Origin of the sequence: Sphingomonas mollis (assembly GCF_016427505.1) — a bacterium.
Classification (GTDB): domain Bacteria; phylum Pseudomonadota; class Alphaproteobacteria; order Sphingomonadales; family Sphingomonadaceae; genus Sphingomonas; species Sphingomonas mollis.
This window is the reverse complement of sequence record NZ_JAELXS010000008.1, coordinates 146100-168309: the sequence shown is the minus strand read 5'-3', so window position 1 is coordinate 168309 and position 22210 is coordinate 146100. Positions and strand designations below refer to the sequence as shown.

The following is a 22210-nucleotide window of genomic DNA, read 5'->3' as shown; positions in this document are numbered from 1 at the left end:
AGGGGGGACTATTCCGCCGCCACCCGCATCGGCTCCGCACCGGTCATCGGTCGCACGCCCAGCTTGGCCAGCAACGCCGCATCCGCGCTGTCGCCCGCATTGCCCGTCGTCAGCAGCTTGTCGCCGGTGAAGATGGAATTCGCGCCCGCGATGAAGCACAACGCCTGCGTCGCCTCCGACATGCTCTCGCGCCCCGCCGACAGCCGTACCATCGACAACGGCATCGCGATCCGCGCCACCGCAACGGTGCGGACGAATTCGATATCGTCGATCTTCGCCATCGGCGTTCCCGCCAGCATATCGCCCAGCGGCGTGCCCTTCACCGGCACCAGCGCATTCACCGGCACGCTTTCCGGATGGCGCGGCAACGTGGCGAGCGCATGGACGAAGCCGACCCGGTCGCCCCGCGTCTCACCCATCCCGACGATCCCGCCGCAGCACACCGAAATCCCCGCATCGCGAACATGCCCCAGCGTCTCCAGCCGGTCCGCGAAGGTCCGCGTGGTGATGACGTTGCCGTAATTCTCCGGCGAGGTATCGATATTGTGGTTGTAGTAATCGAGGCCCGCCTCGGCCAGCGCTCGCGCCTGCGACGCCTCCAGCATGCCCAGTGTCATGCAGGTTTCCAGCCCCATCGCCTTCACGCCCTCGACCATGGCGACCACGTTGTCCATGTCGCGGGCCTTGGGGTTGCGCCATGCCGCACCCATGCAGAAGCGTTGCGACCCCGCCGCCTTCGCCTCGGCGGCGCTGGCCAGCACGGCATCGACGTCCATCAGCTTTTCCGCCTTCAGCCCGCTGTCGGCGGTGGCGGATTGCGAGCAATATCCGCAATCCTCCGGGCAACCGCCGGTCTTGATCGACAACAGCGTGCACAACTGCACCTCGTCCGGCGCATGATGCGCGCGGTGGACGGTCTGCGCGCGGAACAGCAGGTCGGTGAAGGGCAGGTCGAACAGGTCGGCGATCTGCCCCCGCGTCCAGTCGTTGCGCACGTCGTTCATCGTCCCCGCTGCCACATCATATCCTTCAATTGTACGGTCCGTTCGCGCGTCACCCGCGCCAGACATTGTCGCTGTACCATCGGCTGCATCGATCCGCCCGCATACTCCGCCCCCTCGATCACGCACTGGCGATCGCGGAACGGCAACCACGCGCGCTGGCTCGCGAGCGTCGCAGCCGCATAGCCGACCCCGCCGCCGCGTGTCGTATCGGCCGCATCACGCCGCTTCATCGCCGCATAGGTGCGCTGCCACTGCACCGTCATCGCCGCATCCGCCGCTTTCCAGTCGGCGCCGGCCTGCTGGTTCATCGCCGTCTGCGTCTGGGCGACGGCCGGTCCCGCCAGCATCAGCGCGGCGAGCAGTGCATATCGGATCATGCGGCATCCTCCTGTGGCGGCATGTTATGGCCGAGCAGCCTCAACACCTCTTCGGCCGCCTGCACAAGATTGGTGCCGGGGCCGAAGATCGCCTGCACACCGGCGTCGCGCAGGATCTGGTAATCCTGCGCCGGAATTACGCCGCCGGCGATCACCTTGATATCCGGCCGCCCGGCATCGCGCAGATAGCCGATCAGCTCGGGGATCAACGTCTTGTGCCCAGCCGCCAGCGACGATGCACCGACGACGTCGACGTCTTTCTCCAGCGCCAGCCCGGCGACCTCCTGCGGGGTCTGGAACAGCGGGCCCGGCACGATCTCGAACCCCAGATCGGCGAACATGCTGCTGACCAGATTGGCGCCGCGATCATGCCCGTCCTGCCCCATCTTGGCGACCAACATCCGCGGTTTCCGCCCCAGCCGACGCTCCGTGGCATCGACGCCATCGGTCAGCCGCGCCCAGCGTGGATCGTCGGCATAGGCACCGCCATAGATACCGCTGACCGGCGTCGGCTGCGTACCATAGCGCCCGAACGCGACCTCCATCGCGGCGGAAATCTCCCCCAGCGAAGCCCGCGCCCGCGCCGCCTCGACGGCAAGCGCCAGCAAATTGTCCTCCAGTCCTCCCCGGGACGGGGAGGTGGCAGCCGCAGGCTGACGGAGGGGGGCTTCCCCAGGCGATATCGTGTGGGGAGAACCCCCTCCACCATGCGTTGCATGGTCCTCCTCCCCTTGTAGGGGAGGATTCTGCGCCGCCTCCCGCAACGCCGTCAGAGCCGCCTGACACGCCGCCTCATCCCGCGTTGCCCGCATCGTCTGCAACCGCGCCACCTGCGCCTCCCGCACCGCGACATTGTCCACGTCGAGAATGTCGATCGGATCCTGCTCCGCCAGCCGGTACTTGTTGACGCCGACGATCACGTCCTCGCCCCGGTCGACGCGCGCCTGCCGCGCCGCCGCCGCTTCCTCGATCATCGCCTTGGGCCAGCCCTTGGCGACCGCCGCCGCCATGCCGCCCTCCGCCTCGACGCGCTCGATGATCGTCCATGCCTGATCGACCAGTTGCTGCGTCAGGCTTTCGACATAATAGCTGCCGCCCAGCGGATCGACGACCTTCGTCATCCCCGTCTCTTCCTGCAACACGATCTGCGTGTTGCGGGCGATCCGCGCGGAAAAGTCGGTCGGCAGCGCGATCGCCTCGTCCAGCGCGTTGGTGTGCAGGCTTTGCGTCCCGCCGCACATCGCCGCCATCGCCTCGATCGTGGTGCGGATCACGTTGTTGTACGGGTCCTGTTCCTGCAACGACACGCCCGACGTCTGGCAATGCGTGCGCAGCATCTTCGACCGTTCGTCCTTCGCGCCCAGATCGGTCATCACCCGGTGCCACAACGTCCGCGCCGCGCGCAGCTTGGCGACCTCCATGAAGAAGTTCATGCCGATCGCAAAGAAGAAGCTCAGGCGCCCGGCGAACCTGTCGATGTCCAGCCCCGCCGCCATCGCCGCGCGGGCATATTCACGGCCGTCGGCGATGGTGAAGGCCAGCTCCTGCACCTGCGTCGCGCCGGCTTCCTGCATGTGGTAACCGCTGATCGAGATGCTGTTGAACTTCGGCATCTCGGCCGAAGTATAGGCAATGATATCTGCGATGATCCGCATCGATGGATCGGGCGGATAGATATACGTGTTGCGGACCATGAACTCCTTCAGGATGTCGTTCTGGATGGTCCCGTCGAGCAGGTGGCGCGCCACCCCCTGTTCCTCGCCCGCGACGATGAAGAACGCCAGGATCGGGATCACCGCGCCGTTCATCGTCATGCTGACCGACATCTGGTCGAGCGGAATACCGTCGAACAGGATCTTCATGTCCTCGACGCTGTCGATCGCGACCCCCGCCTTGCCGACATCGCCGGTCACGCGCGGATGATCGCTGTCGTACCCGCGATGCGTGGCCAGATCGAACGCGACCGATAGCCCCTTCTGCCCCGCCGCCAGATTGCGGCGATAGAAAGCGTTGGATTCCTCGGCGGTCGAAAAGCCCGCATATTGCCGGATCGTCCACGGCCGCCCCGCATACATCGATGCGCGCACGCCGCGCGTGAACGGCGCGAAGCCGGGCAGGCCGGGATCGGTCTTCACGTCATCGGCGGTATAGAGCGGCTTCACGTCGATGCCCTCGGGCGTCGGCCACGTCAGGTCGCGGCCCTTCACCTCACGCGCGGCGGCGGCCTGCCAGTCGGCCAGCGTCGGCTGCTTGACGGGTTCGGGCTGCGGCGGCGCAGGCGGTGCCGCGCCGGCATCCTCGCCGGTGTTCGTCTCGATTTCGGCCATGCTACTCGCCCTTGAACGCCGGTGTGCGCTTCTCAAGAAACGCACGACCGCCCTCGACGGCGTCGGCGGTGCCACGCATCGCGCGCTGGTTGTCCGCCTCGCGCGCCATCGCGGCGGCATAATCGCTCTCATAGCCGGCATGAAGCTGACGCCGGATTGCCGCCAGAGCCAAGGTCGGCCCCGCCGCCAGCCGCTCGGCCAGCGCGAAGGCTTCGTGGTCGAGCACCGCATCGGCGGCGATCTTGTGGATCATGCCCCACTCCAGCGCCTTGGCCGCGAACACCCGCTCGCCCAGCATCATCATCTCCGCCGCCCGCGCCTTGCCGATCAGCCGCGGCAGCATCCACGACGCGCCGCCATCGGGGACCAGCCCGATATTGACGAACGCCTGCAGGAAATACGCGGTATCGCTCGCCACGCAGAAATCGGCGGCCAGCGCCAGCGAACAACCGATCCCCGCCGCCGGCCCGCGCACCGCACTGACCACCGGCACCGCCAGATCGGCGATCAGCGCCAGCGTCGGATTATAACTGTCGGTCAGCGCCGCGAACGTCGCCTCCCGCGGATCGGCCGCCGCCAGCGCACCGCCAGCGACATCCGCCCCGGAGCAAAACGCCCGCCCCGCCCCCTGCACCAGCACCGCCCGCGCGCCATCCAGATCGCGCAGCGCACCGGCAATCTCCTCGAACATCGCCGGCGGCGCGGCATTCAGCCGATCGGGCCGGTTGAGCGTGACGACCAGCACGTCGCCGCGCCGCTCGGTGAGGATATGCACAGGGGCCATCAATGGTCCTTCGATTCTTCCATCAGTTCGACCAGCAACCCGCCCATGTCACGCGGATGCACGAACACGATCGGCGTGCCATGCGCCCCGATCCGCGGCTCGCCCAGCACCGTCGCACCGTTGCCGGTCAGGTCGGCGATCGCGGCGTGGATGTCGGCCACCTCGAAACACAGATGATGCTGCCCACCCGCCGGGTTTTTGCGAAGGAACCCCGCGATCGGCGATGCATCGTCCAGCGGCTCGATAAGTTCGATCTGCGTATTGGGCGCATCGACGAAACACACCCGCACGCCTTGCGCCGGCAAGTCGAACGGCACCCCGATCACGGTCGCGCCCAGCAACGTGCGATACGTCTCCACCGACCGCTCGATCGACGGCGTCGCGACACCGACATGGTTGAGCCGACCAAGAGTCATGCGCGCCCCACACCCCTCGTCATTGCGAGCGCAGCGAAGCAAACCAAGGCGCCACGCGGAACGCCCGATCGCATGTCCCTACCCGCAGCAAAGCAATCACAACGGAATATTGTCATGCTTCTTCCACGGATTCTCCAACGACTTCCCCCGCAGCTTTCGTAACCCCAGCGCGATGCGCCGCCGGGTCGAATGGGGCTGGATCACCTCGTCGATAAAGCCCTTGGCCGCCGCCACGAACGGGTTGGCGAAGCGCGCCTCGTATTCCGCCGTCCGCTCTGCGATCTCTTCCGGGGTACGCCCGCGAAAGATGATCTCCACCGCGCCCTTCGCGCCCATCACCGCAATCTCCGCAGTCGGCCACGCATAGTTCAGGTCGCCGCGCAGGTGCTTCGACGCCATCACGTCATACGCCCCGCCATAGGCCTTGCGCGTAATCACCGTGATCTTCGGCACCGTCGCCTCGGCATAGGCGAACAGCAGTTTCGCGCCGTGCTTGATGATCCCGTTATGCTCCTGCGCCGTTCCCGGCAGGAAGCCCGGCACATCCACGAACGTCACGATCGGAATCTCGAACGCGTCGCAGAAGCGCACGAACCGCGCCGCCTTCTTCGACGAATTGATGTCGAGCACCCCGGCCAGTACCATCGGCTGGTTCGCGACGAAGCCCACCGTGCGCCCCTCGATCCGCCCGAAGCCGGTCATGATGTTGCCCGCATGCGCCGGCTGCGTTTCGAAGAAATCGCCCTCGTCGACCACTTTCCGGATCAGCTCGTGCATATCGTACGGCTGGTTGGCGCTGGCCGGGATCAGCGTGTCGAGACTGTCCTCGATCCGGTCCCACGCATCCGCCGTCGGCCGCTCGGGCACCGGCAGCCGGTTCGACAGCGGCAGGAAATCGATGAAGTCGCGCGCCGCCAGCAGTGCCTCGATATCATTCTCGAACGCATTGTCGGCCACGCTGGTCTTCGTGGTGTGCGTCACCGCGCCACCCAGCGCCTCTTGGCTGACCACCTCGTTCGTCACCGTCTTCACCACATCGGGACCGGTCACGAACATGTAGCTCGAATCCTTCACCATGAAGATAAAGTCAGTCATCGCCGGTGAATACACCGCGCCGCCCGCGCACGGTCCCATGATGAGGCTAAGCTGCGGCACCACCCCACTGGCCAGCGCATTGCGCTGGAACACCTCGGCATAGCCCCCCAGCGACGCGACGCCTTCCTGGATGCGCGCGCCGCCCGAATCGTTCAGGCCGATGATCGGCGCGCCGACCTTCATCGCCATGTCCATCACCTTGCAGATCTTGGCGGCGTGGCGCTCGGACAGCGACCCGCCGAACACGGTGAAATCCTGGCTGAAGACGAAAACGAGGCGGCCGTTGATCGTGCCCGAACCCGTGACCACGCCGTCGCCGGGGATCACCTGATCCTGCATGCCGAAATCGACGCAGTTATGCTCGACGAACATGTCGAGTTCCTCGAAACTGTTCTCGTCGAGCAGCACGTCCAGCCGCTCGCGCGCGGTCAGCTTGCCCTTGGCGTGCTGGGCGGCGATGCGTTTTTCACCGCCGCCCAGCTTGGCCGCCGCGCGTTTCGTCCCGAGCATTAAGTTCGTAGACGACACAGCATCCTCCTGGCGTACGCGGCTGCGCCCTGTCTGCCCGCCCCCGCCCCCTCACGCAAATGTGAATTTGCGAAGTTGCGAATGAGCATCTTGCGAACTAGCGTGTGGCGATGCCCAATCCCCGCCTCTATGCCGGCGATCAGCTGCGTGCGCTGCGCCGCGCCGCCGGGATCAACCAGCGCGCCATGGCCGCCCGCCTCGGCCTGTCGGTCAGCTATCTGTCGCAGCTGGAGGGGGGCGAGCGTCCGCTGACCGCCGCCGTCACCGCCGCCCTCGCCCGCCATTACCCGCAGGCGCTGGCCGCGATCGAGGGCGAAGGCCCCGCCCGCCGCTTCGCCGCGCTGGCGGAGGCGCTCGCTGACCCCGCCCTCCCGCCGCTCGGCGCGGAGGCGACGCAGCGGCTGGCGGAGGAGCGCCCCGACATCGCCGACCGGCTGGTCGCCCTGCACGCCGCCAAGCGCGGTGCGGAGGATCGGCTGGCGCTGGCCGAGGAAACGCTGACCGCCGGCGGCGCGACCCGCCTGCCATGGGAGGCGGTGCGAGACTGGTTCCACGAAGCCGGCAACTATGTCGACCCGCTCGACCGCGCCGCCGAAGCCCTGGGTGAGGCCGCGCCCGACGAATCGTCGCTGGTCGTCGCCCTCCGCGACCACGGTCTGGGCATCCGCATCGATCCGAACGCGGACGCGCCGCTCGCCCGGATCGACGGCGTCGTGCTGGTGCTGAACGGCGCGCTGCCGGCTGAGAGCCGCCGTTTCCAGATCGCCCACCGGCTCGCCGCCCGCGCCTTCGCCGCCCCGATCGCGGCGGTGATCGACGGATCGGGACTGGCGAGCGAGGAGGCGCGCCGGCTGCTCGGCGTAGGCCTCGCCAACTATGCCGGCGGCGCGATCGCGATGCCGTACGAGCGTTTCCGGCGAGAGGCGCGGGCGGTGCGCCACGATATCGACCGCCTGTCACGGCGCTTCGGCGTCAGTTTCGAACAGGCGTGCCACCGTCTGTCGACCTTGCAGCGGCCGGGCGCGGCGGGGGTGCCGTTCTTCTTCTGCCGGATCGACATGGCCGGCAACATTACCAAGCGTCATTCCGCCACTCGCCTGCAATTCGCGCGCTTCGGCGGCACCTGTCCGTTATGGGTCGTCCACGAAGCCGCCGCGATCCCCGATCGCATCCTGGTGCAACATGCCGAGACGCCGGACGGCGTCCGCTACGTCTCGATGGCCAAGGGGCTGGTGAAGCCATCGGGCCGCTTCGCCCGCCTGCCGCGCCGTTATGCGGTGGCGCTGGGGTGCGAGGCGATCCACGCCGCCGATTTCGTCTATGCCGATGCCGTCGACCGGGCGGGCGCCGCCACCCCTATCGGTATCTCCTGCCGCCTGTGCCCCCGCCCCGACTGCGACCAGCGCGCCTTCCCCCCCGCCGACCGCGCCATCGCGGTGGAGCCGGAAACGCGCCGCATCGTGCCCTACCGGGTGGTCTGACCCCCCGTTCGCCTCCTTCCCGTTCGTCTCGAGTAAGGATCGAGCTCGTCGAGAGCCCGTATCGAGAGACAGTCCGGTCGATCGGAACGGTCCCCCCAACCGGACAGCGCAGACCCTTTCCCGTTCCGGCCGCGCAACGGAACCGGACGTGCACCGTTAGGACGCGCATGACCGAAGCCCTGCTCCCCCCGCCGCTCCCCGATCCCGCCACCATCGCCCTGTATCTCGATTTCGACGGCACGCTGGTCGATCTCGCCGACCGCCCCGACGCCGTGGTCGTGGAGTCGGACCTCGCCGACTTAATCGATCGCCTCGCCACCGCGATGCCGGGCCGCGTCGCGATCGTCAGCGGTCGCTCGGTCGCACAACTCGACGGTTTCCTCGGCGACCGCGCGACCGGCCTTGCCGTCTCGGGCAGTCACGGCGCCGAACGCCGCACCCCCGCCGCCGGCCATGTCCTGCCCGAACGCTCCCCCGCCCTCGAAGCGGCCGCCGCCGAACTACAGGCGTTTGCCGACCTGAACGGCATCATCTTCGAGGCCAAGAGCCTCGGCGCCGGCCTGCATTTCCGCCAGCGCCCCGAACTGGAGCAGGAGGCGACCACCATGGCCGCCCGCGTCGCCGACACGCACGGCCTGACCATGCAGCCGGGCAAGATGATGGCCGAGGTGCGCCTGCCCGGCGACAAGGGCGCCGGCCTCCGCTCGCTGGCGACCGACGACGCGATGACCGGCATGCTCCCCTGGTTCTTCGGCGACGACGTCACCGACGAGGACGGTTTCGCCGCCGCCGCTGCCCTTGGCGGAGCGGGCGTGCTGATCGGTCCGGAACGCGAGACGCAGGCCGCGTACCGGCTGGACGACGTCGCCGCGCTGCGCATCTGGCTGAACGAGCTGGCGGACGCCGCCTGATGGAAGCGACCATGAACCTGTGGCCGATCGGCAATTGCCAGGTGTCGGCGCTGGTCGATGCCACCGGCCGGTTCGTCTGGGGCTGCATCCCCCGCGTCGATGGCGATCCGGCGTTCAGCGCGCTGCTCGACGATGGCGATCCCGACACCGGATACTGGTCGATCGATCTCGCCGACACGGTGAAGACCGAACAGCGTTACCTGCGCAACACCCCGATCCTCGTCACCCGGCATGAGGATGCGGCCGGCAACGCGGTGGAGATCACCGATTTCTGCCCGCGCTTCCGCCGCAACGACCGCGATTACCGTCCCACCGCCTTTGCGCGCATCGTCCGGCCGGTGGCGGGATCGCCGCGTATCCGCATGGCGCTGCGCGTCGCCACCGACTGGGGCAAGCCGACCAGCATCACCGCCGGCTCCAACCACATCCGCTTCCTGATGCGCGACCAGACCGTCCGACTGACGACCACCGCCCCCATCGACCGCCTGCGCCGCGAGGAATATTTCCGGCTGGAAAAGCCGCTCCGCTTCTTCCTCGGCCCCGACGAGAGCTTCGCCGGCAGTCTGGAATACGGCGTCGACATGATGCTCGACCAGACCCGCGACGAATGGCGGCAATGGGTCCGCGGCCTCGCCATTCCGCTCGAATGGCAGGACGTGGTGATCCGCGCCGCGATCACGCTGAAACTGTGCCAGCACGAGGAAACCGGCGCGATCGTCGCGGCGATGACGACCAGCCTGCCCGAACATGCCGATTCCGGGCGCAACTGGGATTACCGCTACTGCTGGATTCGCGATGCCTATTACACGGTGCAGGCGCTGAACCGGCTCGGCGCGCTCGACGTGCTGGAGGGGTATCTCGAATATCTCCGCAACATCGTCGACGATGCCGATGGCGGCCATATCCAGCCGCTCTACGGCGTGTCGGGCGAGGCGGAGTTGCCCGAGCGGATCGCCGACGATCTCGTCGGCTATCGCGGCATGGGGCCGGTCCGCGTCGGCAATCAGGCGTATGAACAGGTCCAGCACGACGCCTATGGCCAGATCGTCCTGTCCAACGTGCAGGCGTTCCACGACACCCGCCTCTATCGCCTCGCCAGCAAGGAGGATTTCAGGTCGCTGGAACGCGTCGGCGAACTGGCTTGGCAGGTCTATGACAAACCCGATGCCGGCCTGTGGGAACTGCGCACCAAGGTCGCCGTCCACACCTATTCGGCGGCGATGTGCTGGGCGGCCTGCGACCGCCTCGCCAGCGCCGCCCGCGTCCTCGGCCTGACCGAACGCTGCCGTTTCTGGGACGATCGCGCGACGACGATGCGCGCGACGATCGAGCAGCAGGCATGGCGCGAGGACACCAAGCGCATGTCGGCGACGTTCGACGGCGACGACCTCGACGCCAGCCTGATCGAACTGCTCGACCTGCGTTTCTTCACGCCCGACGACCCCCGGTTTCAATCGACGCTGGAAGCGGTGGAAAAGGGCCTGCGCCGCGGCGCCTATATGCTCCGCTACGACAGCGAGGATGATTTCGGCCTGCCGAAGACCGCGTTCAACGTCTGCACCTTCTGGCTGATCGAGGCATTGCACGCCACCGGCCGGCGCGACGATGCCCGCGCCCTGTTCGAGGAGATGGTCGCCCGTCGCACCCCCGCCGGCCTGTTGTCGGAGGATATCGATCCCACCTCCGGCGAGCTGTGGGGAAACTATCCGCAGACCTATTCGCTTGTGGGACTCATCAACTGCGCCGGACTGTTGAGCGAACCCTGGAGTAAAGTACGTTGAGCCGCCTCGTCGTCATCTCGAACCGCGTCGCCGTGCCGAAGGCGGACGCCAGCGGCAATCAGGGTGGCCTCGCCGTCGCGCTCCTGTCGGCACTGCGCGAACACGGTGGCATCTGGTTCGGCTGGTCGGGCGAGACGACCGAACAGTTCACCGGTGAAATCCACCGGACCGAGGGCAACGGCGTCACCACCGCGACGATCGATCTGGAAGAACAGGACCTCGACGAATATTATAACGGCTACGCCAACCGCACGCTGTGGCCGCTGTTTCATTACCGCATCGACCTGACCGAATTCGAACGCGATTTCGCAGGCGGCTACAGCCGCGTGAACAAGCGTTTCGCCGATACGGTCATGCCGCTGATCGATCATGACGACCTCGTCTGGGTCCACGATTACCACCTGATCCCGCTCGGTCGCGAACTGCGTGATCGCGGGCTGAAGAACCGGCTCGGCTTCTTCCTGCACACGCCGTGGCCGCCGGCGCGGCTGCTGACCTCGCTGCCCAGCCATCGCAAGCTGGTGGAATCGTTGTTCGCCTATGACGTCGTCGGTTTCCATACCGAGGACTGGCTCGACAGTTTCCGCCGCTACGTCGTCGATATCCTCGAAGGCACGATCGACGAGGATGGCTGCGCCGTCGTCGGCGATCGCCGCGTCCACGCGATCGTCGCGCCGATCGGCATCGACACCGCCGAATTCGAGGCCGCCGCCCGCTCGAAGGAAGCCCGCTTCGCCCGCGACCGGATGCACATGTCGTCCACCGGCCGCAGCCTGATCGTCGGCGTCGACCGGCTCGATTATTCCAAGGGCCTGCGCGAGCGGTTGCTGGGATACGAGCGTTTCCTCGCCAACAACCCCGATCGCCGTGCGCTCGTCTATCTGCTCCAGATCGCGCCGCCCAGCCGGGCGACGGTCGATACCTATCAGGAGATCCGCAGCGACCTCGATGCGCTGTCGGGCCGGATCAACGGCGAATATGCCGATATCGACTGGGTGCCGATCCGCTACGTCAACCAAGGGTATCCGCGACAGGAACTGGCCGGCATCTACCGCGCGGCGCGCATCGCGCTGGTCACGCCGCTTCGCGACGGTATGAACCTCGTCGCCAAGGAATATGTCGCGGCACAGGACCCCGACGATCCCGGCGTCCTGATCCTCTCCACCTTCGCCGGCGCCGCCGCACAGATGAAGGAGGCGGTGCTGGTCAACCCCTACAGCGCCGAGGACATGGCCGATGCCATCGTCAAGGCGCTGGAAATGCCGCTCGCCGAACGCAAGCGCCGCTGGGAATCGATGATCGACGGTCTCCGCCGTGAGGACGTGTTCTGGTGGTGCCGCCTGTTCCTCGATGCGCTGGAAGGCAAACACGCCCACGAACACGCCTGACCACCCCTTCCGTCATTGCGAGCGTAGCGAAGCAACCCAGGGCGTCCTGGGTTGCTTCGCTACGCTCGCAATGACGCCCGCCCCTACAACCGCCGCCCATCCTGCTGCGGCGAAGCGACAGCCTCCGGGAACAGGATACGCCCACGCGGCATCGCTTCGGGCATCTCGTCGCGCATGAACGCCAGCACCGCCTCGCGCACTTCGCAGCGCAGGTCGAAGCTGATCGAGGCATCCTTGGCCGTCATCAGCCCCCGAATCTCCACCGCGTCCGCCTTCACGTCCGTCACCTGACAGTTCCAGAAACGGCCGTCCCACCGCTCGCTCGCCTGCACCGCCCGGCCCACCGCCTCACGGATGCGCGCCACGTCGGCGGCCGGATCGACATACCAGAACACCGATCCCAGCAGCCGGCTCGTCTCGCGCGTCCAGTTCTGGAAACTTTCCTCCAGAAACTTCGACACCGGCACCACCAGTCGCCGCTCGTCCCACAGCTTGATGACAACGAAGGTCAGCCTGATCTCCTCGATCCGCCCCCATTCGCCCGCCACGATCACCACGTCGTCCAGCCGGATCGGCTCGGTGAACGCCATCTGCACGCCGGCGATCAGGTTCTTCAGCGCCGGTTGCGCCGCTGCACCGACGACGAGTCCGGCGATACCCGCCGACGCCATCAGCGTGACGCCGATCGTGCGGATGCCCGGCACGCTCAGCAGCATCAGGCACACCGTCACGAAGATGATGAAGAACGACGATATCCGCCCCAGGATCGTCGCCCGCGTCCGCTTGCGCCGGGCGGCCAGATTGTCCTCGACGCTGATATCGGATTGCAGCTCGACGATCCGCTGCACCGCCCGCATCCCCGCGATCGCCGACCAGCCAAGGAGCGCCGGCACCGCAAAGCCCAGCAACTGTTCCCACAACTCCCGCACGTCGCGATCCATCGGCAGCGTGCGTGCGGCGAAGCTGACCGCGATCGACACGAACACCCACTGCGACGGCCGCCGTATCTCACCCAGCACCATCGCCCGCGCTTCCCGCGTCCGCCGCCGCCCGGTCCGCAGCGCGATCCGCATCACCAGCCAGTGCGCGGCCAGCGCCACCAGCACCGCCAGCGAGACGATCGCGACGCTCTGCACCCAGACCCATTCGTGCGGCACGCGCCAGTCGGATATCTTCATGCCGTCCTCAACCGGGCCGGACGACGCCGGTTCCGCAGTGCAGCATAAACGCCCCGGTCGCGCCTATTGCTATATTCCTTCGTATATATCAGTGGTGCCGGGGACAGGACCCTAAGGGTCCGGAAAAACGGGGAATACGCGATGAAGGGGATTTCGACCGCCATGGCGCTGTGGCTGGCCGGCACGGCGGTGCCGGCATGGGCACAGACGGACACCCCGCCCGATACGGCCGCGACCACAGACGAGGACGCTCTCCCCGCCGTCATCGTCACCGCCCGCCGCCGCGCCGAGGATGCGCAGCGCGTACCCGGCGCGCTCAGCGTCGTCGGCGGCGACCTGCTCGACCAGAGCTACACCGTGAACACGCAAAATCTGGCGGTGCTGATCCCCAGCCTGAACTATTCGTCCGCCAACCCGCGCAACACCGCCTTCACGATCCGCGGCCTCGGCTCCAGCGTCGTCGCGGTCAGCCAGTCGAACGACGGGCTGGAACCGGGCGTCGGCTTCTATGTCGATCAGGTCTATCACGCCCGCCCCGCCACCGCCGCGTTCGACTTCTCCGACATCCAACAGATCGAGGAACTGCGCGGGCCGCAGGGGACGCTGTTCGGCAAGAACACCACCGCCGGCGCGATCAACATCACCACCCGCGCACCGACATTCACCCCCGAATTCCAGGGCGAGTTGTCCTATGGCGACTATAATTTCGTGCAGGCGCGCTTCGCCGGCTCCGGCCCGATCGACGACACCGTCGCCTTCCGCCTGTCGGGCGTCGTCACCCGCCGCGACGGCGTGATCCGCAACGTCCGCACCGGTCAGGACCACAACCAGATCGGCAATCAGGCGGTCCGCGGCCAGTTGCTCATCAAGCCGTCCGACGACCTGCAACTGCGCCTGATCGCCGACTTCACCAATTTCCAGAGCAATTGCTGCACGCAGGTCTATCTACGCGTCGGCCAGTCGCTGCGCCCCGCCTCGCGTCAATATCCGGCCCTCGCCGCCGGCCTCGGCTATCGCCCCGCCAGCACCGATCCCTACGACCGCGTCACCGACATCGACGCGCCGCTCGGCGTCGACACCAACGAAGGCGGCGTCTCGGCGATCACCGACTGGAACATGGGTCCGGTCACGCTCACCTCCGTCACCGCATGGCGCTTCTGGAACTGGGATGCCGCCAACGACCGCGATTACACCGGTGTGCCGATCCAGACGGTCCAGCACATCCCCTCGCGCCAGGATCAGGTCAGCCAGGAACTGCGCATCGCGTCGAACGGCGACCACCGGCTGACCTGGGTCGCCGGCCTCTATTATTTCTTCCAGAATATCGAGGGGCGGCCGAATTCGGTCTATTCGTCACAGGCCGCCTATTGGCTGATCGGCCCGACCACGGGCGCGAACAGCACCCGCGTCCCCGCCAACCTGCTCGATGGCTACGGCACCGACGGCTACACCGACTTCACGTCGCGCAGCTATGCCGCGTTCGGCGAGGCGAACCTGAAGCTGATCGACCGCGTCACCCTGACCGGCGGCCTGCGCTACACGTACGAGGACAAGGACGGCTACTACACCTCCAATCGCTTCGGCGGCCTGCCCACCACCCCCGGCACCGCGCTCGACAATGCCAAGCTGTCGATCATCCGGCCCCAGACCTATGCCGCCAGCGACCATGACGGCAGCCTGTCGGGCCGCGCCAACCTGTCGTGGCAGGCAACCGACCGGGTGCTGGGCTATATCAGCTATGCGCGCGGCTTCAAATCGGGCGGCATCAACATGTCCGGCCTGCCGGTCAACGCCGCCAACCAGCCCGTCCTCGCCACCGCCGTCGTCCGCCCGGAACGCAACACGACGTACGAGGCGGGACTGAAGACGCAAGTGTTCGACCGTCGCCTGATCCTGAACGCCGACGCCTATTACACCCGCGTCGACGATTTCCAGGCCACGCTGGTCGACAGTTCGCAGACCGTGGCGCTGCGCGGCTACCTCTCGAACATCCCCCGCGTCGTGGTGAAGGGGTTCGAGGTGGACGCCACCGCCCGTATCGCCCGCGGCCTGTCGACCCGTATCGGTCTCGCCTATGCCGATGGCACCTATGATCGCTATCCGCAGGGGCCCTGCCCGCTCGAACGCCAGACCGCCGCAACGGCGGCGTGCGACCTGTCGGGCCGCCGCCTCGCCTCGCTGCCGCGCTGGTCGATCAGCGCCAGCGCCGATTACGCGCAGCCGATCGGCGATGCCGGATCGGGCTTCGTCCATGTCGATAGCAATTCGCGCTCCGGCTATAACGGCGAGTCCTCGCTGTCCCGCTTTACCTGGGTGGAGGGGTACAACCTGACCAACGCCTCGATCGGCTATCGTTCGATCGCCGGCTGGGAACTGGCGGTGTTCGCGCGCAATCTGCTGGACGCGGATTACATCCAGAACCTGACGATCCAGGCAGGCAACAGCGGCCTGATCGTCGCCACGCCCAGCGACCCCCGCGTCATCGGCGCCACCTTCCGCGTGCGAATCTGACCTGTCGTTTCAATCGTAGCGAAGCAATCCAGCGCCACGCACGACGCCCTGTGTCGCTTCGCTACGCTCGCAATGACGGCGCGGGTTGAAATCGAATATCCCGGTCGATCGTCAGCACGGACGGCGGGTTGCGCGCCGCCCCGCGCCGCTGCTAGGCTCGCTTATCATATATATGCGACCGCCACCCACAGGGTAGCGGCGTTCGGGGAAGGAAGCCGCCAGCGATGCATCTCGCCACCATCGATATCGTGGTCGTCGCGATCTATTTCGTGTTCATCTTCGGCCTCGCGCAATATGTCTCGCGCGACAAGGCGGGGGCGGGTCCGAAAAACACGACGGATTACTTCCTCGCCTCGAAGAGCCTGCCATGGTGGGCGATCGGCACCTCGCTGATCGCCGCCAACATCTCGGCCGAACAGATCGTCGGCATGTCGGGATCGGGTTATGCCATCGGCCTCGCCATCGCATCGTACGAATGGATGGCGGCGCTGACGCTGCTGATCGTCGGCAAATTCTTCCTGCCGATCTTCCTGAAGAACGAAATCTACACGATGCCGCAGTTTCTGGAACGGCGGTACGGCCCGTCGATCCGCACGCTGATGGCGCTTTTCTGGCTGGCGCTCTACGTCTTCGTGAACCTCACCTCGATCATCTGGCTCGGCTCGATCGCGGTCACGAAGGTCGCCGGCATCGACCAGAACATCGCCCTCGTCATCCTCGGCCTCTTCGCGCTGGTGTACCAGTTGCGCGGCGGGCTGAAGGCGGTGGCGCTGACCGACATCGTGCAGGTCGCGCTGCTGGTGCTGGGCGGCCTCGTCGTCGCATACCTGACGCTGGACGAGATCGGCGCGGGCGCGGGCGTGCTCGCCGGCTGGAGCAAGCTGACCACCGCCGTCCCCGATCACTTCCACATGATCCTGCAAAAGGGCGATCCGTTCTACATGGACCTGCCCGGCCTGTCGGTGCTGATCGGCGGCATGTGGATCGCCAACCTCAGCTATTGGGGGTTCAATCAGTACATCATCCAGCGCGCACTGGCCGCCAAGTCGCTGCCCGAAGCGCAGAAGGGCGTGATGTTCGCCGCCTTCCTGAAACTGGTGATGCCGCTCGTCATCGTGTTGCCCGGCATCGCCGCCGTCGTCCTGGCCCCCGATCTGGCCAAGCCGGACGAGGCGTATCCCACGATGATGCGCCTGTTGCCGTCGGGCCTGCTCGGCCTCGTCTTCGCCGCGCTGATCGCCGCGATCATCGCGTCGACCGCGTCCAAGATCAATTCGATCGCCACGATCTTCACCCTCGATCTCTATTCGAAGCGGCGCGGCTATGTCGCGGGCAGGGACGGCGAGGACCGGCATCTGGTGATGGTCGGCCGGATCACCGCGACGGTTGCGATCCTGATCGCCATCGCCACCGCTCGCCCGCTGCTCGGCGCGTCGGATCAGGCGTTCCAGTTCATCCAGGAATTCACCGGCTTCTTCACGCCGGGCATCACCACGATCTTCCTGCTCGGCCTGTTCTGGAAGCGCGCGAACGAGGCCGGTGCGCTCGCCGCCGCCGCCGGATCGGTGCTCCTGTCATGGGGCTTCAAGGTCATGGCGCCGGGCCTGCCGTTCATGGACCGGATGGGTATCGTGTTCCTGCTTACCGTCGTGCTGGCGGTCGTCGTCTCGCTCGTCGCCAAACAGGCCCGCGCCGGCACCGACACGATCGACACCGCCAGCGTCAGCTATCGCACCACCACCGGCTTCAACGTCGGCGCGATCGCGGTCATCCTGATCCTCGTGGCGCTGTACGCGACCTGGTGGTGAGCCAAACCGCCTTGCCACCGGCGTTTCTGGCGGTCGACTGGGGTACCACCAACCGCCGCTGCTATGCGATCGACGCCGATGGCGGCGTGATCGCCACCGACCGCGACGCGCGCGGTATCCTGTCGGTGCCGGCGGGCGGCTTCCCGGCGGAGGTCGCGGCGATGCGCGACCGGTTCGGCGACGTACCGGTCCTGTGCGCCGGCATGGTCGGATCGACCCGCGGCTGGGTGGAGGCACCCTATGTCGCCTGCCCCGCCACGCTGGCCGATCTCGCCGCCAGCCTGATCTGGGCGGAACCCGGTCGCACCGCGATCGTCCCCGGCGTGAAGGACGACGCGCCGGACGTGATGCGCGGCGAGGAAGTCCAGTTGCTCGGCGCCGTCGCCGCCGGCCTCGCCCCGTCCGACGCGCTGCTCTGCCAGCCGGGCACCCATAGCAAATGGGCGATGATCGCGAACGGTGCGATCACCGGTTTCCGCACCGCGATGACCGGCGAGTTGTTCGCCCTGCTCCGCGACCGCAGCCTGCTGACCGATTTCATGACCGGCCCGGTCGATGACGGCCCCGCCTTCCACGACGGCCTCGCGCTCGCCGATCGCGGCACGCCCCTCACCAGCCTGTTCGGCGAGCGTGCCGGCGCCGTCCTCGGCCGCAACGCCGCCGCCGACGTCGCCGCCCGCGTCAGCGGCCTGCTGATCGGCAGCGACGTTCGCGAACGATCGCTGGCCCCCGGCGCCACCGTCCACATCCTTGCCGAACCCGGTCTGGCCGCGCTCTATGCCGCCGCCGTCCGCCACGCCGGCGGCACGCCGGTGGCGGTGGACAGCCACGCCGCCTTCCTCGCCGGCATCACCGCCATCTGGAGACTGGCTGCATGACCACCCCGGACATCCAGCGCGACGAACTCCGCGACGCCCTGACCCGCTGCCCCCTCGTCGCAATCCTGCGCGGGATCACCCCGCCAGAGGTCGATGCGGTCGGCGATGCCCTGGTGGACGCCGGCTTCTCGATGATCGAGGTTCCGCTCAACTCCCCCGATCCCTTCACCAGCATCGCCCGGCTGGTCGCCCGCCTCGGCGACCGCGCGCTGGTCGGCGCCGGCACCGTCCTGACGGTCGAGGACGTCGCCCGGCTGCGCGACACCGGCGCGCGCCTGATGATCTCGCCCAACACGAACCCCGCCGTCATCACCGCCGCCGCCGATGCCGGCCTGATCGCGCTACCCGGCTATTTTACCCCCAGCGAAGCCTTCGTTGCGCTGGCCGCCGGTGCCGCCGGCCTGAAGCTGTTCCCCGCCGAGGCCGCCTCTCCGTCCGTCATCAAGGCCCACCGCGCCGTGCTGCCCAAGGACGTCCCGATCCTCGCGGTCGGCGGCATGACGCCCGACACGATCCCCGACTGGCGCGAGGCATGCGACGGCTTCGGCCTCGGCTCCGCCCTCTATAAACCCGGACAGGACGCCGCCGACGTCGCGCGACAGGCGACCCGCTTCGTGGAAGCGGTCGCCCGGTAGCATCGAGCAGGCTGTCCTACAGCACCGCACTAACGTATCCCGTCCGACGACCGCTCCTTCTCATCGTCGACCGTCCCCGCCGCCCGTCCTCGCGTGCGCGCCCGCGCGCGCACGTGGGTGAGTGTGACTTTCGGGACTTTCCGCCCGCTCAACCGATCGCCGCACGCACCCCGTCCGGCGTCGCCATTCCGGCATGCGCCGCCACCAGCGCCCGCCGAAACACCGCATCCCCGACCAGCGCCGCCGGAAACACCCCGCTCCGCTCCACCAGCGCATCCGGATCACCCGCCAGCGGCACCAGCGTCGCCGCCGCCGGATCGACCAGCGCCGCCGCCGGTGGGCGGGGCAGCGCCAGAAAGCGTATCCACGCGGCGATCGGCACCACCAGCCGGTCGACCGGCCGCCCCGCCGCCCGTGCCTCGGCGATCGTCGCCAGCAACCGGAACGGCAGTTTCTGCGATCCGTCCCACGCGATCTGCGCCAGCAGGTGCCGGATCGCCGGATTGCGGAACCGGTCGAGGATCGCGCCGACATAGGCGGCCGTGTCGAGCCCCGCCGTCTCCCCCAGCGTCGGTGCGATGTCGTCGCGCATCATCGCCTCCACGAACCGCGCCAGCGCCGCATCGCCCATGGCGTCACGCACCGTCTCATGCCCCAACAGCAGGCCGATATAGGCCAGCGAGGAATGCGCCCCGTTCAGCAGGCGCAGCTTCGCCTCCTCGAACCCGGTCACGTCGCCGACGAACTGCGCGCCCGCCAGATCGAACGGCGGCCGCTCGCCGGCGAAATCATCCTCGATCACCCATTGCGTGAACCGCTCCCGCTGGATCGGCCACGCATCCCCGATCCCCGCCGCCGCGACCCGCGCGCGCAGATCGTCATCGGTCGCCGGCGTGATCGAATCGACCATCGAGCAGGGAAAGCGCACCTCATCGGCGATCCACCGCGCCAGATCGCCATCGATCGCCGCCGCGTAATCGCCCACCGCCCGCGCCAGCCGCCGGCCATTGCCCGCCAGATTGTCGCACGACAGCACCGTCAGTCCGCCGACGCCCTCCCGCCGCCGCCGCGACAATCCATCGACCAGCCGCCCGACGAAGCTCGTCGCCGCCGCCGGATCGCCCAGATCGCGCGCGATCGCCGGGTTGTCCCGGTCCAGACCACCATCGGCGGTCAGGCAATATCCCTTCTCCGTCACCGTCGCCGTCACCAGCCGCGTCGTCGGCGCGGCCAGACGCCGTGCGAACGCCTCGCCATCGCCGCGCGTCAGCAGCTCGACGATCGATCCGACGACCTGCAACCGCATCTCCTCACCCAGCAGCGCCAGCGTGTAGAGTCCGTCCTGCGGCCGCAGCGCATCCGCCACGTCGGTGGAATTCAGCGCCATCGCGCTGATCGCCCAGCGTGGATCGTCGCGCAGGATCACATCGACATACGCCGCCTGATGCGCCCGGTGGAACGCCCCCGGCCCGACATGCACGATCCCCGGCACCAGCGTGGCACGATCGTAACCGGGGCGGCCCACCCCCGCCGGCAGGGCAGGCAAGGTGGCATTCGACAATACGGTCAAAGGGTCACTCCACGCTTCCAGAGCGCGATTTCCCGCTCCTCGTTGATCTCGTTCTTCGCCGGTTCCCCCGATGCCACCGCGCAGATGCGGTCCATCAGCGCCTCCGCCGTCGCGTCCAGCCCGTCGTCCAGCACGCTGCCCGCGTCGAAGTCGATCCAGCCCGGCTTGCGCGTCGCCAGATCATGGTTGGTCGCCAGCTTCATCGTCGGCACCGGACTGCCCAGCGGCGTCCCCCGGCCGGTGGAGAACAGCGTCAGCGTCGCCCCCGCCGCCGCCAGCGCCGTCGTCGACACCGCATCGTTCCCCGGCGCCTCCAGCACGACCAGGCCCGGCCGCCGCACCCGCTCGCCATAACCCAGCACATCCGTCACCGCTGCCCGGCCGCCCTTCTGCACCGCGCCCAGCGATTTCTCCTCCAGCGTGGTGATCCCGCCCTCGACATTGCCGGGGCTGGGATTCTCGGAAATCGGCTCGCCATGGTCGAGGAAGTACCGCTTGAAATCGTTCACCAGCACGACGAGCCGGTCGAACACCGCCTCATCCGTCGCCCGCGCCATCAACAGGCGCTCGGCCCCGAACATCTCGGGGATTTCGGTCAGGATCGCCGTCCCCCCCGCCGCCGTCACCGCATCGGCCGCCCGCCCGATCAGCGGATTTGCGGTCAGCCCGCTGAACCCGTCCGACCCGCCGCATTTCAACCCGAGCCGCAGCGCATCCAGCCCCACCGGTGTCCGTCGATCCGCCGCTGCGATCTCGGCCAGTTCGGCGATCGCCCGCGCCGCATCGCCATGCTCGTCCGCGCTCATCTGCGCCCCGACGCTTCGGATGCGGTCGCGGCGTTCGGGCGGCAACCGTTCGAGCAACGCCGACAACTGGTTCTCCTCGCACCCCAGCCCCAGCAACAGCACGCCGCCCGCATTGGGATGACACGCCAGCGCCGCCAGCACCCGCGCCGTGCCATCCAGATCGTCGCCCAGTTGCGAACAACCGAACGGATGCGCGAAGGCCAGCACATCCTCGACCCCGGCGGTCGCCGCCGCCTTCATCGCTACCCGCTGCGCGGTGCGGCCGACACAGCCCACGGTCGGGATCACCCAGATCTGGTTGCGCGTCCCGACCGATCCATCCGCCCGAACATAACCGTCGAAGCCCCGCACCCGACCGGCCGGACGCGGCGCGACGGCGGTGGGCTGGTATCGATAGGGCTCCTCCCCCACCAGCTTCGTCGCGACGTTATGGCTGTGGACATGCTCGCCCGCAGCGATCAACCGGGTCGCCCGACCGATCGGCCAGCCATAGCGGCGCACGTCGTCCCCCGCCGCGATCGCCGTCAGCGCGATCTTGTGTCCCGTCGCCACCGGGTTCGCGACCGTGACCGCGATGCCGGCGACGCTCACCGTCTCCCCCGGCACCAGCGGGCGCAGCGCGACGCCGACCTGATCGGCAGGATCGACCCGCACCAGCGGCGGCAGGTCGGCAACGGAAGGGGCAGGTGCGGATGACATTGCCAGAGCGATAGCATTTGTGCCATCGCTGGC

At 67.8% G+C, this 22210-nt stretch carries 17 protein-coding genes; 8 read left to right on the top strand and 9 right to left on the bottom strand.

The features are described from left to right. Nucleotides 1–8 precede the first annotated feature (8 nt). The 6 genes from bioB to JAO74_RS14630 form a co-directional block, all read right to left on the bottom strand. Nucleotides 9–1070: a biotin synthase BioB gene (bioB, locus tag JAO74_RS14655; RefSeq protein WP_416194316.1), complete on the bottom strand. Its 1062-nt coding sequence runs from the start codon at nucleotides 1068–1070 to the stop codon at nucleotides 9–11. Then, nucleotides 1001–1381: a lysozyme inhibitor LprI family protein gene (locus JAO74_RS14650; protein WP_199039651.1), complete on the bottom strand. Its 381-nt coding sequence runs from the start codon at nucleotides 1379–1381 to the stop codon at nucleotides 1001–1003. Before JAO74_RS14650 ends, bioB begins: the two co-directional genes overlap by 70 nt. After that, nucleotides 1378–3708, bottom strand: coding sequence for a methylmalonyl-CoA mutase (scpA, locus tag JAO74_RS14645; protein ID WP_199039648.1), 2331 nt, complete (start codon nucleotides 3706–3708; stop codon nucleotides 1378–1380). The genes JAO74_RS14650 and scpA overlap by 4 nt, the downstream gene beginning before the upstream one ends. A 1-nt stretch (nucleotide 3709) precedes the next feature. After that, nucleotides 3710–4492, bottom strand: a complete 783-nt coding sequence (locus tag JAO74_RS14640) for an enoyl-CoA hydratase-related protein (protein ID WP_199039646.1) — start codon at nucleotides 4490–4492, stop codon at nucleotides 3710–3712. Then, nucleotides 4492–4908, bottom strand: coding sequence for a methylmalonyl-CoA epimerase (mce, locus tag JAO74_RS14635; protein WP_199039644.1), 417 nt, complete (start codon nucleotides 4906–4908; stop codon nucleotides 4492–4494). The genes JAO74_RS14640 and mce overlap by 1 nt, the downstream gene beginning before the upstream one ends. A 96-nt stretch (nucleotides 4909–5004) precedes the next feature. Further along, nucleotides 5005–6513, bottom strand: coding sequence for an acyl-CoA carboxylase subunit beta (locus JAO74_RS14630; RefSeq protein WP_199039834.1), 1509 nt, complete (start codon nucleotides 6511–6513; stop codon nucleotides 5005–5007). A gap of 128 nt (nucleotides 6514–6641) precedes the next feature. Here JAO74_RS14630 and JAO74_RS14625 point away from each other — a divergent pair, with 128 nt between their 5' ends. The 4 genes from JAO74_RS14625 (at nucleotide 6642) to JAO74_RS14610 (ending at nucleotide 12092) form a co-directional block, all read left to right on the top strand. Further along, a complete protein-coding gene (locus JAO74_RS14625) occupies nucleotides 6642–8012 on the top strand; it encodes a helix-turn-helix domain-containing protein (RefSeq protein ID WP_199039642.1) in 1371 nt (456 codons plus the stop codon). 167 nt (nucleotides 8013–8179) lie between these two features. Then, a complete protein-coding gene (otsB, locus tag JAO74_RS14620) occupies nucleotides 8180–8923 on the top strand; it encodes a trehalose-phosphatase (protein WP_199039639.1) in 744 nt (247 codons plus the stop codon). Next, complete coding sequence (locus tag JAO74_RS14615; protein WP_199039625.1) at nucleotides 8923–10704, top strand: glycoside hydrolase family 15 protein; 1782 nt, start codon at nucleotides 8923–8925, stop codon at nucleotides 10702–10704. Before otsB ends, JAO74_RS14615 begins: the two co-directional genes overlap by 1 nt. After that, complete coding sequence (locus JAO74_RS14610) at nucleotides 10701–12092, top strand: alpha,alpha-trehalose-phosphate synthase (UDP-forming) (RefSeq protein ID WP_199039622.1); 1392 nt, start codon at nucleotides 10701–10703, stop codon at nucleotides 12090–12092. The genes JAO74_RS14615 and JAO74_RS14610 overlap by 4 nt, the downstream gene beginning before the upstream one ends. Nucleotides 12093–12175: 83 nt before the next feature. Here JAO74_RS14610 and JAO74_RS14605 read toward each other — a convergent pair whose 3' ends face one another. Further along, nucleotides 12176–13270 carry a mechanosensitive ion channel family protein gene (locus tag JAO74_RS14605; protein ID WP_199039619.1) on the bottom strand — a complete coding sequence of 365 codons (1095 nt, stop codon included), beginning with the start codon at nucleotides 13268–13270 and terminating at the stop codon, nucleotides 12176–12178. A gap of 141 nt (nucleotides 13271–13411) precedes the next feature. Here JAO74_RS14605 and JAO74_RS14600 point away from each other — a divergent pair, with 141 nt between their 5' ends. The 4 genes from JAO74_RS14600 (at nucleotide 13412) to JAO74_RS14585 (ending at nucleotide 19102) form a co-directional block, all read left to right on the top strand. Further along, complete coding sequence (locus tag JAO74_RS14600; RefSeq protein ID WP_199039616.1) at nucleotides 13412–15781, top strand: TonB-dependent receptor; 2370 nt, start codon at nucleotides 13412–13414, stop codon at nucleotides 15779–15781. A gap of 224 nt (nucleotides 15782–16005) precedes the next feature. After that, entirely contained in the window at nucleotides 16006–17589 is a 1584-nt protein-coding gene (locus JAO74_RS14595; protein WP_199039613.1) for a sodium/sugar symporter, read from the top strand. Further along, on the top strand, nucleotides 17586–18467 hold the full coding sequence (locus tag JAO74_RS14590) for a 2-dehydro-3-deoxygalactonokinase (RefSeq protein ID WP_416194315.1): 882 nt from the start codon (nucleotides 17586–17588) through the stop codon (nucleotides 18465–18467). The genes JAO74_RS14595 and JAO74_RS14590 overlap by 4 nt, the downstream gene beginning before the upstream one ends. Continuing rightward, a complete protein-coding gene (locus JAO74_RS14585) occupies nucleotides 18464–19102 on the top strand; it encodes a 2-dehydro-3-deoxy-6-phosphogalactonate aldolase (RefSeq protein WP_199039610.1) in 639 nt (212 codons plus the stop codon). The genes JAO74_RS14590 and JAO74_RS14585 overlap by 4 nt, the downstream gene beginning before the upstream one ends. A 148-nt stretch (nucleotides 19103–19250) precedes the next feature. Here the strand turns inward: JAO74_RS14585 and JAO74_RS14580 are convergent, their stop codons facing one another. Together JAO74_RS14580 and JAO74_RS14575 are read right to left on the bottom strand one after the other, a co-directional pair. Further along, entirely contained in the window at nucleotides 19251–20672 is a 1422-nt protein-coding gene (locus JAO74_RS14580; RefSeq protein ID WP_199039607.1) for a mannitol dehydrogenase family protein, read from the bottom strand. Continuing rightward, on the bottom strand, nucleotides 20669–22177 hold the full coding sequence (locus tag JAO74_RS14575) for a UxaA family hydrolase (RefSeq protein WP_199039604.1): 1509 nt from the start codon (nucleotides 22175–22177) through the stop codon (nucleotides 20669–20671). Before JAO74_RS14575 ends, JAO74_RS14580 begins: the two co-directional genes overlap by 4 nt. Between the last annotated feature and the right edge of the window lie 33 nt (nucleotides 22178–22210).

Coding starts and splice junctions, on each gene's coding strand:
- bioB (WP_416194316.1), bottom strand. CDS start 1,070: ATGTCTGGCGCGGGTGACGCGCGAACGGACCGTACAATTGAAGGATAT.
- scpA (WP_199039648.1), bottom strand. CDS start 3,708: ATGGCCGAAATCGAGACGAACACCGGCGAGGATGCCGGCGCGGCACCG.
- JAO74_RS14605 (WP_199039619.1), bottom strand. CDS start 13,270: ATGAAGATATCCGACTGGCGCGTGCCGCACGAATGGGTCTGGGTGCAG.
- JAO74_RS14575 (WP_199039604.1), bottom strand. CDS start 22,177: ATGTCATCCGCACCTGCCCCTTCCGTTGCCGACCTGCCGCCGCTGGTG.
- JAO74_RS14630 (WP_199039834.1), bottom strand. CDS start 6,513: ATGCTCGGGACGAAACGCGCGGCGGCCAAGCTGGGCGGCGGTGAAAAA.
- JAO74_RS14640 (WP_199039646.1), bottom strand. CDS start 4,492: ATGGCCCCTGTGCATATCCTCACCGAGCGGCGCGGCGACGTGCTGGTC.
- JAO74_RS14595 (WP_199039613.1), top strand. CDS start 16,006: ATGCATCTCGCCACCATCGATATCGTGGTCGTCGCGATCTATTTCGTG.
- mce (WP_199039644.1), bottom strand. CDS start 4,908: ATGACTCTTGGTCGGCTCAACCATGTCGGTGTCGCGACGCCGTCGATC.
- JAO74_RS14650 (WP_199039651.1), bottom strand. CDS start 1,381: ATGATCCGATATGCACTGCTCGCCGCGCTGATGCTGGCGGGACCGGCC.
- JAO74_RS14600 (WP_199039616.1), top strand. CDS start 13,412: ATGAAGGGGATTTCGACCGCCATGGCGCTGTGGCTGGCCGGCACGGCG.
- JAO74_RS14625 (WP_199039642.1), top strand. CDS start 6,642: ATGCCCAATCCCCGCCTCTATGCCGGCGATCAGCTGCGTGCGCTGCGC.
- JAO74_RS14615 (WP_199039625.1), top strand. CDS start 8,923: ATGGAAGCGACCATGAACCTGTGGCCGATCGGCAATTGCCAGGTGTCG.
- otsB (WP_199039639.1), top strand. CDS start 8,180: ATGACCGAAGCCCTGCTCCCCCCGCCGCTCCCCGATCCCGCCACCATC.
- JAO74_RS14585 (WP_199039610.1), top strand. CDS start 18,464: ATGACCACCCCGGACATCCAGCGCGACGAACTCCGCGACGCCCTGACC.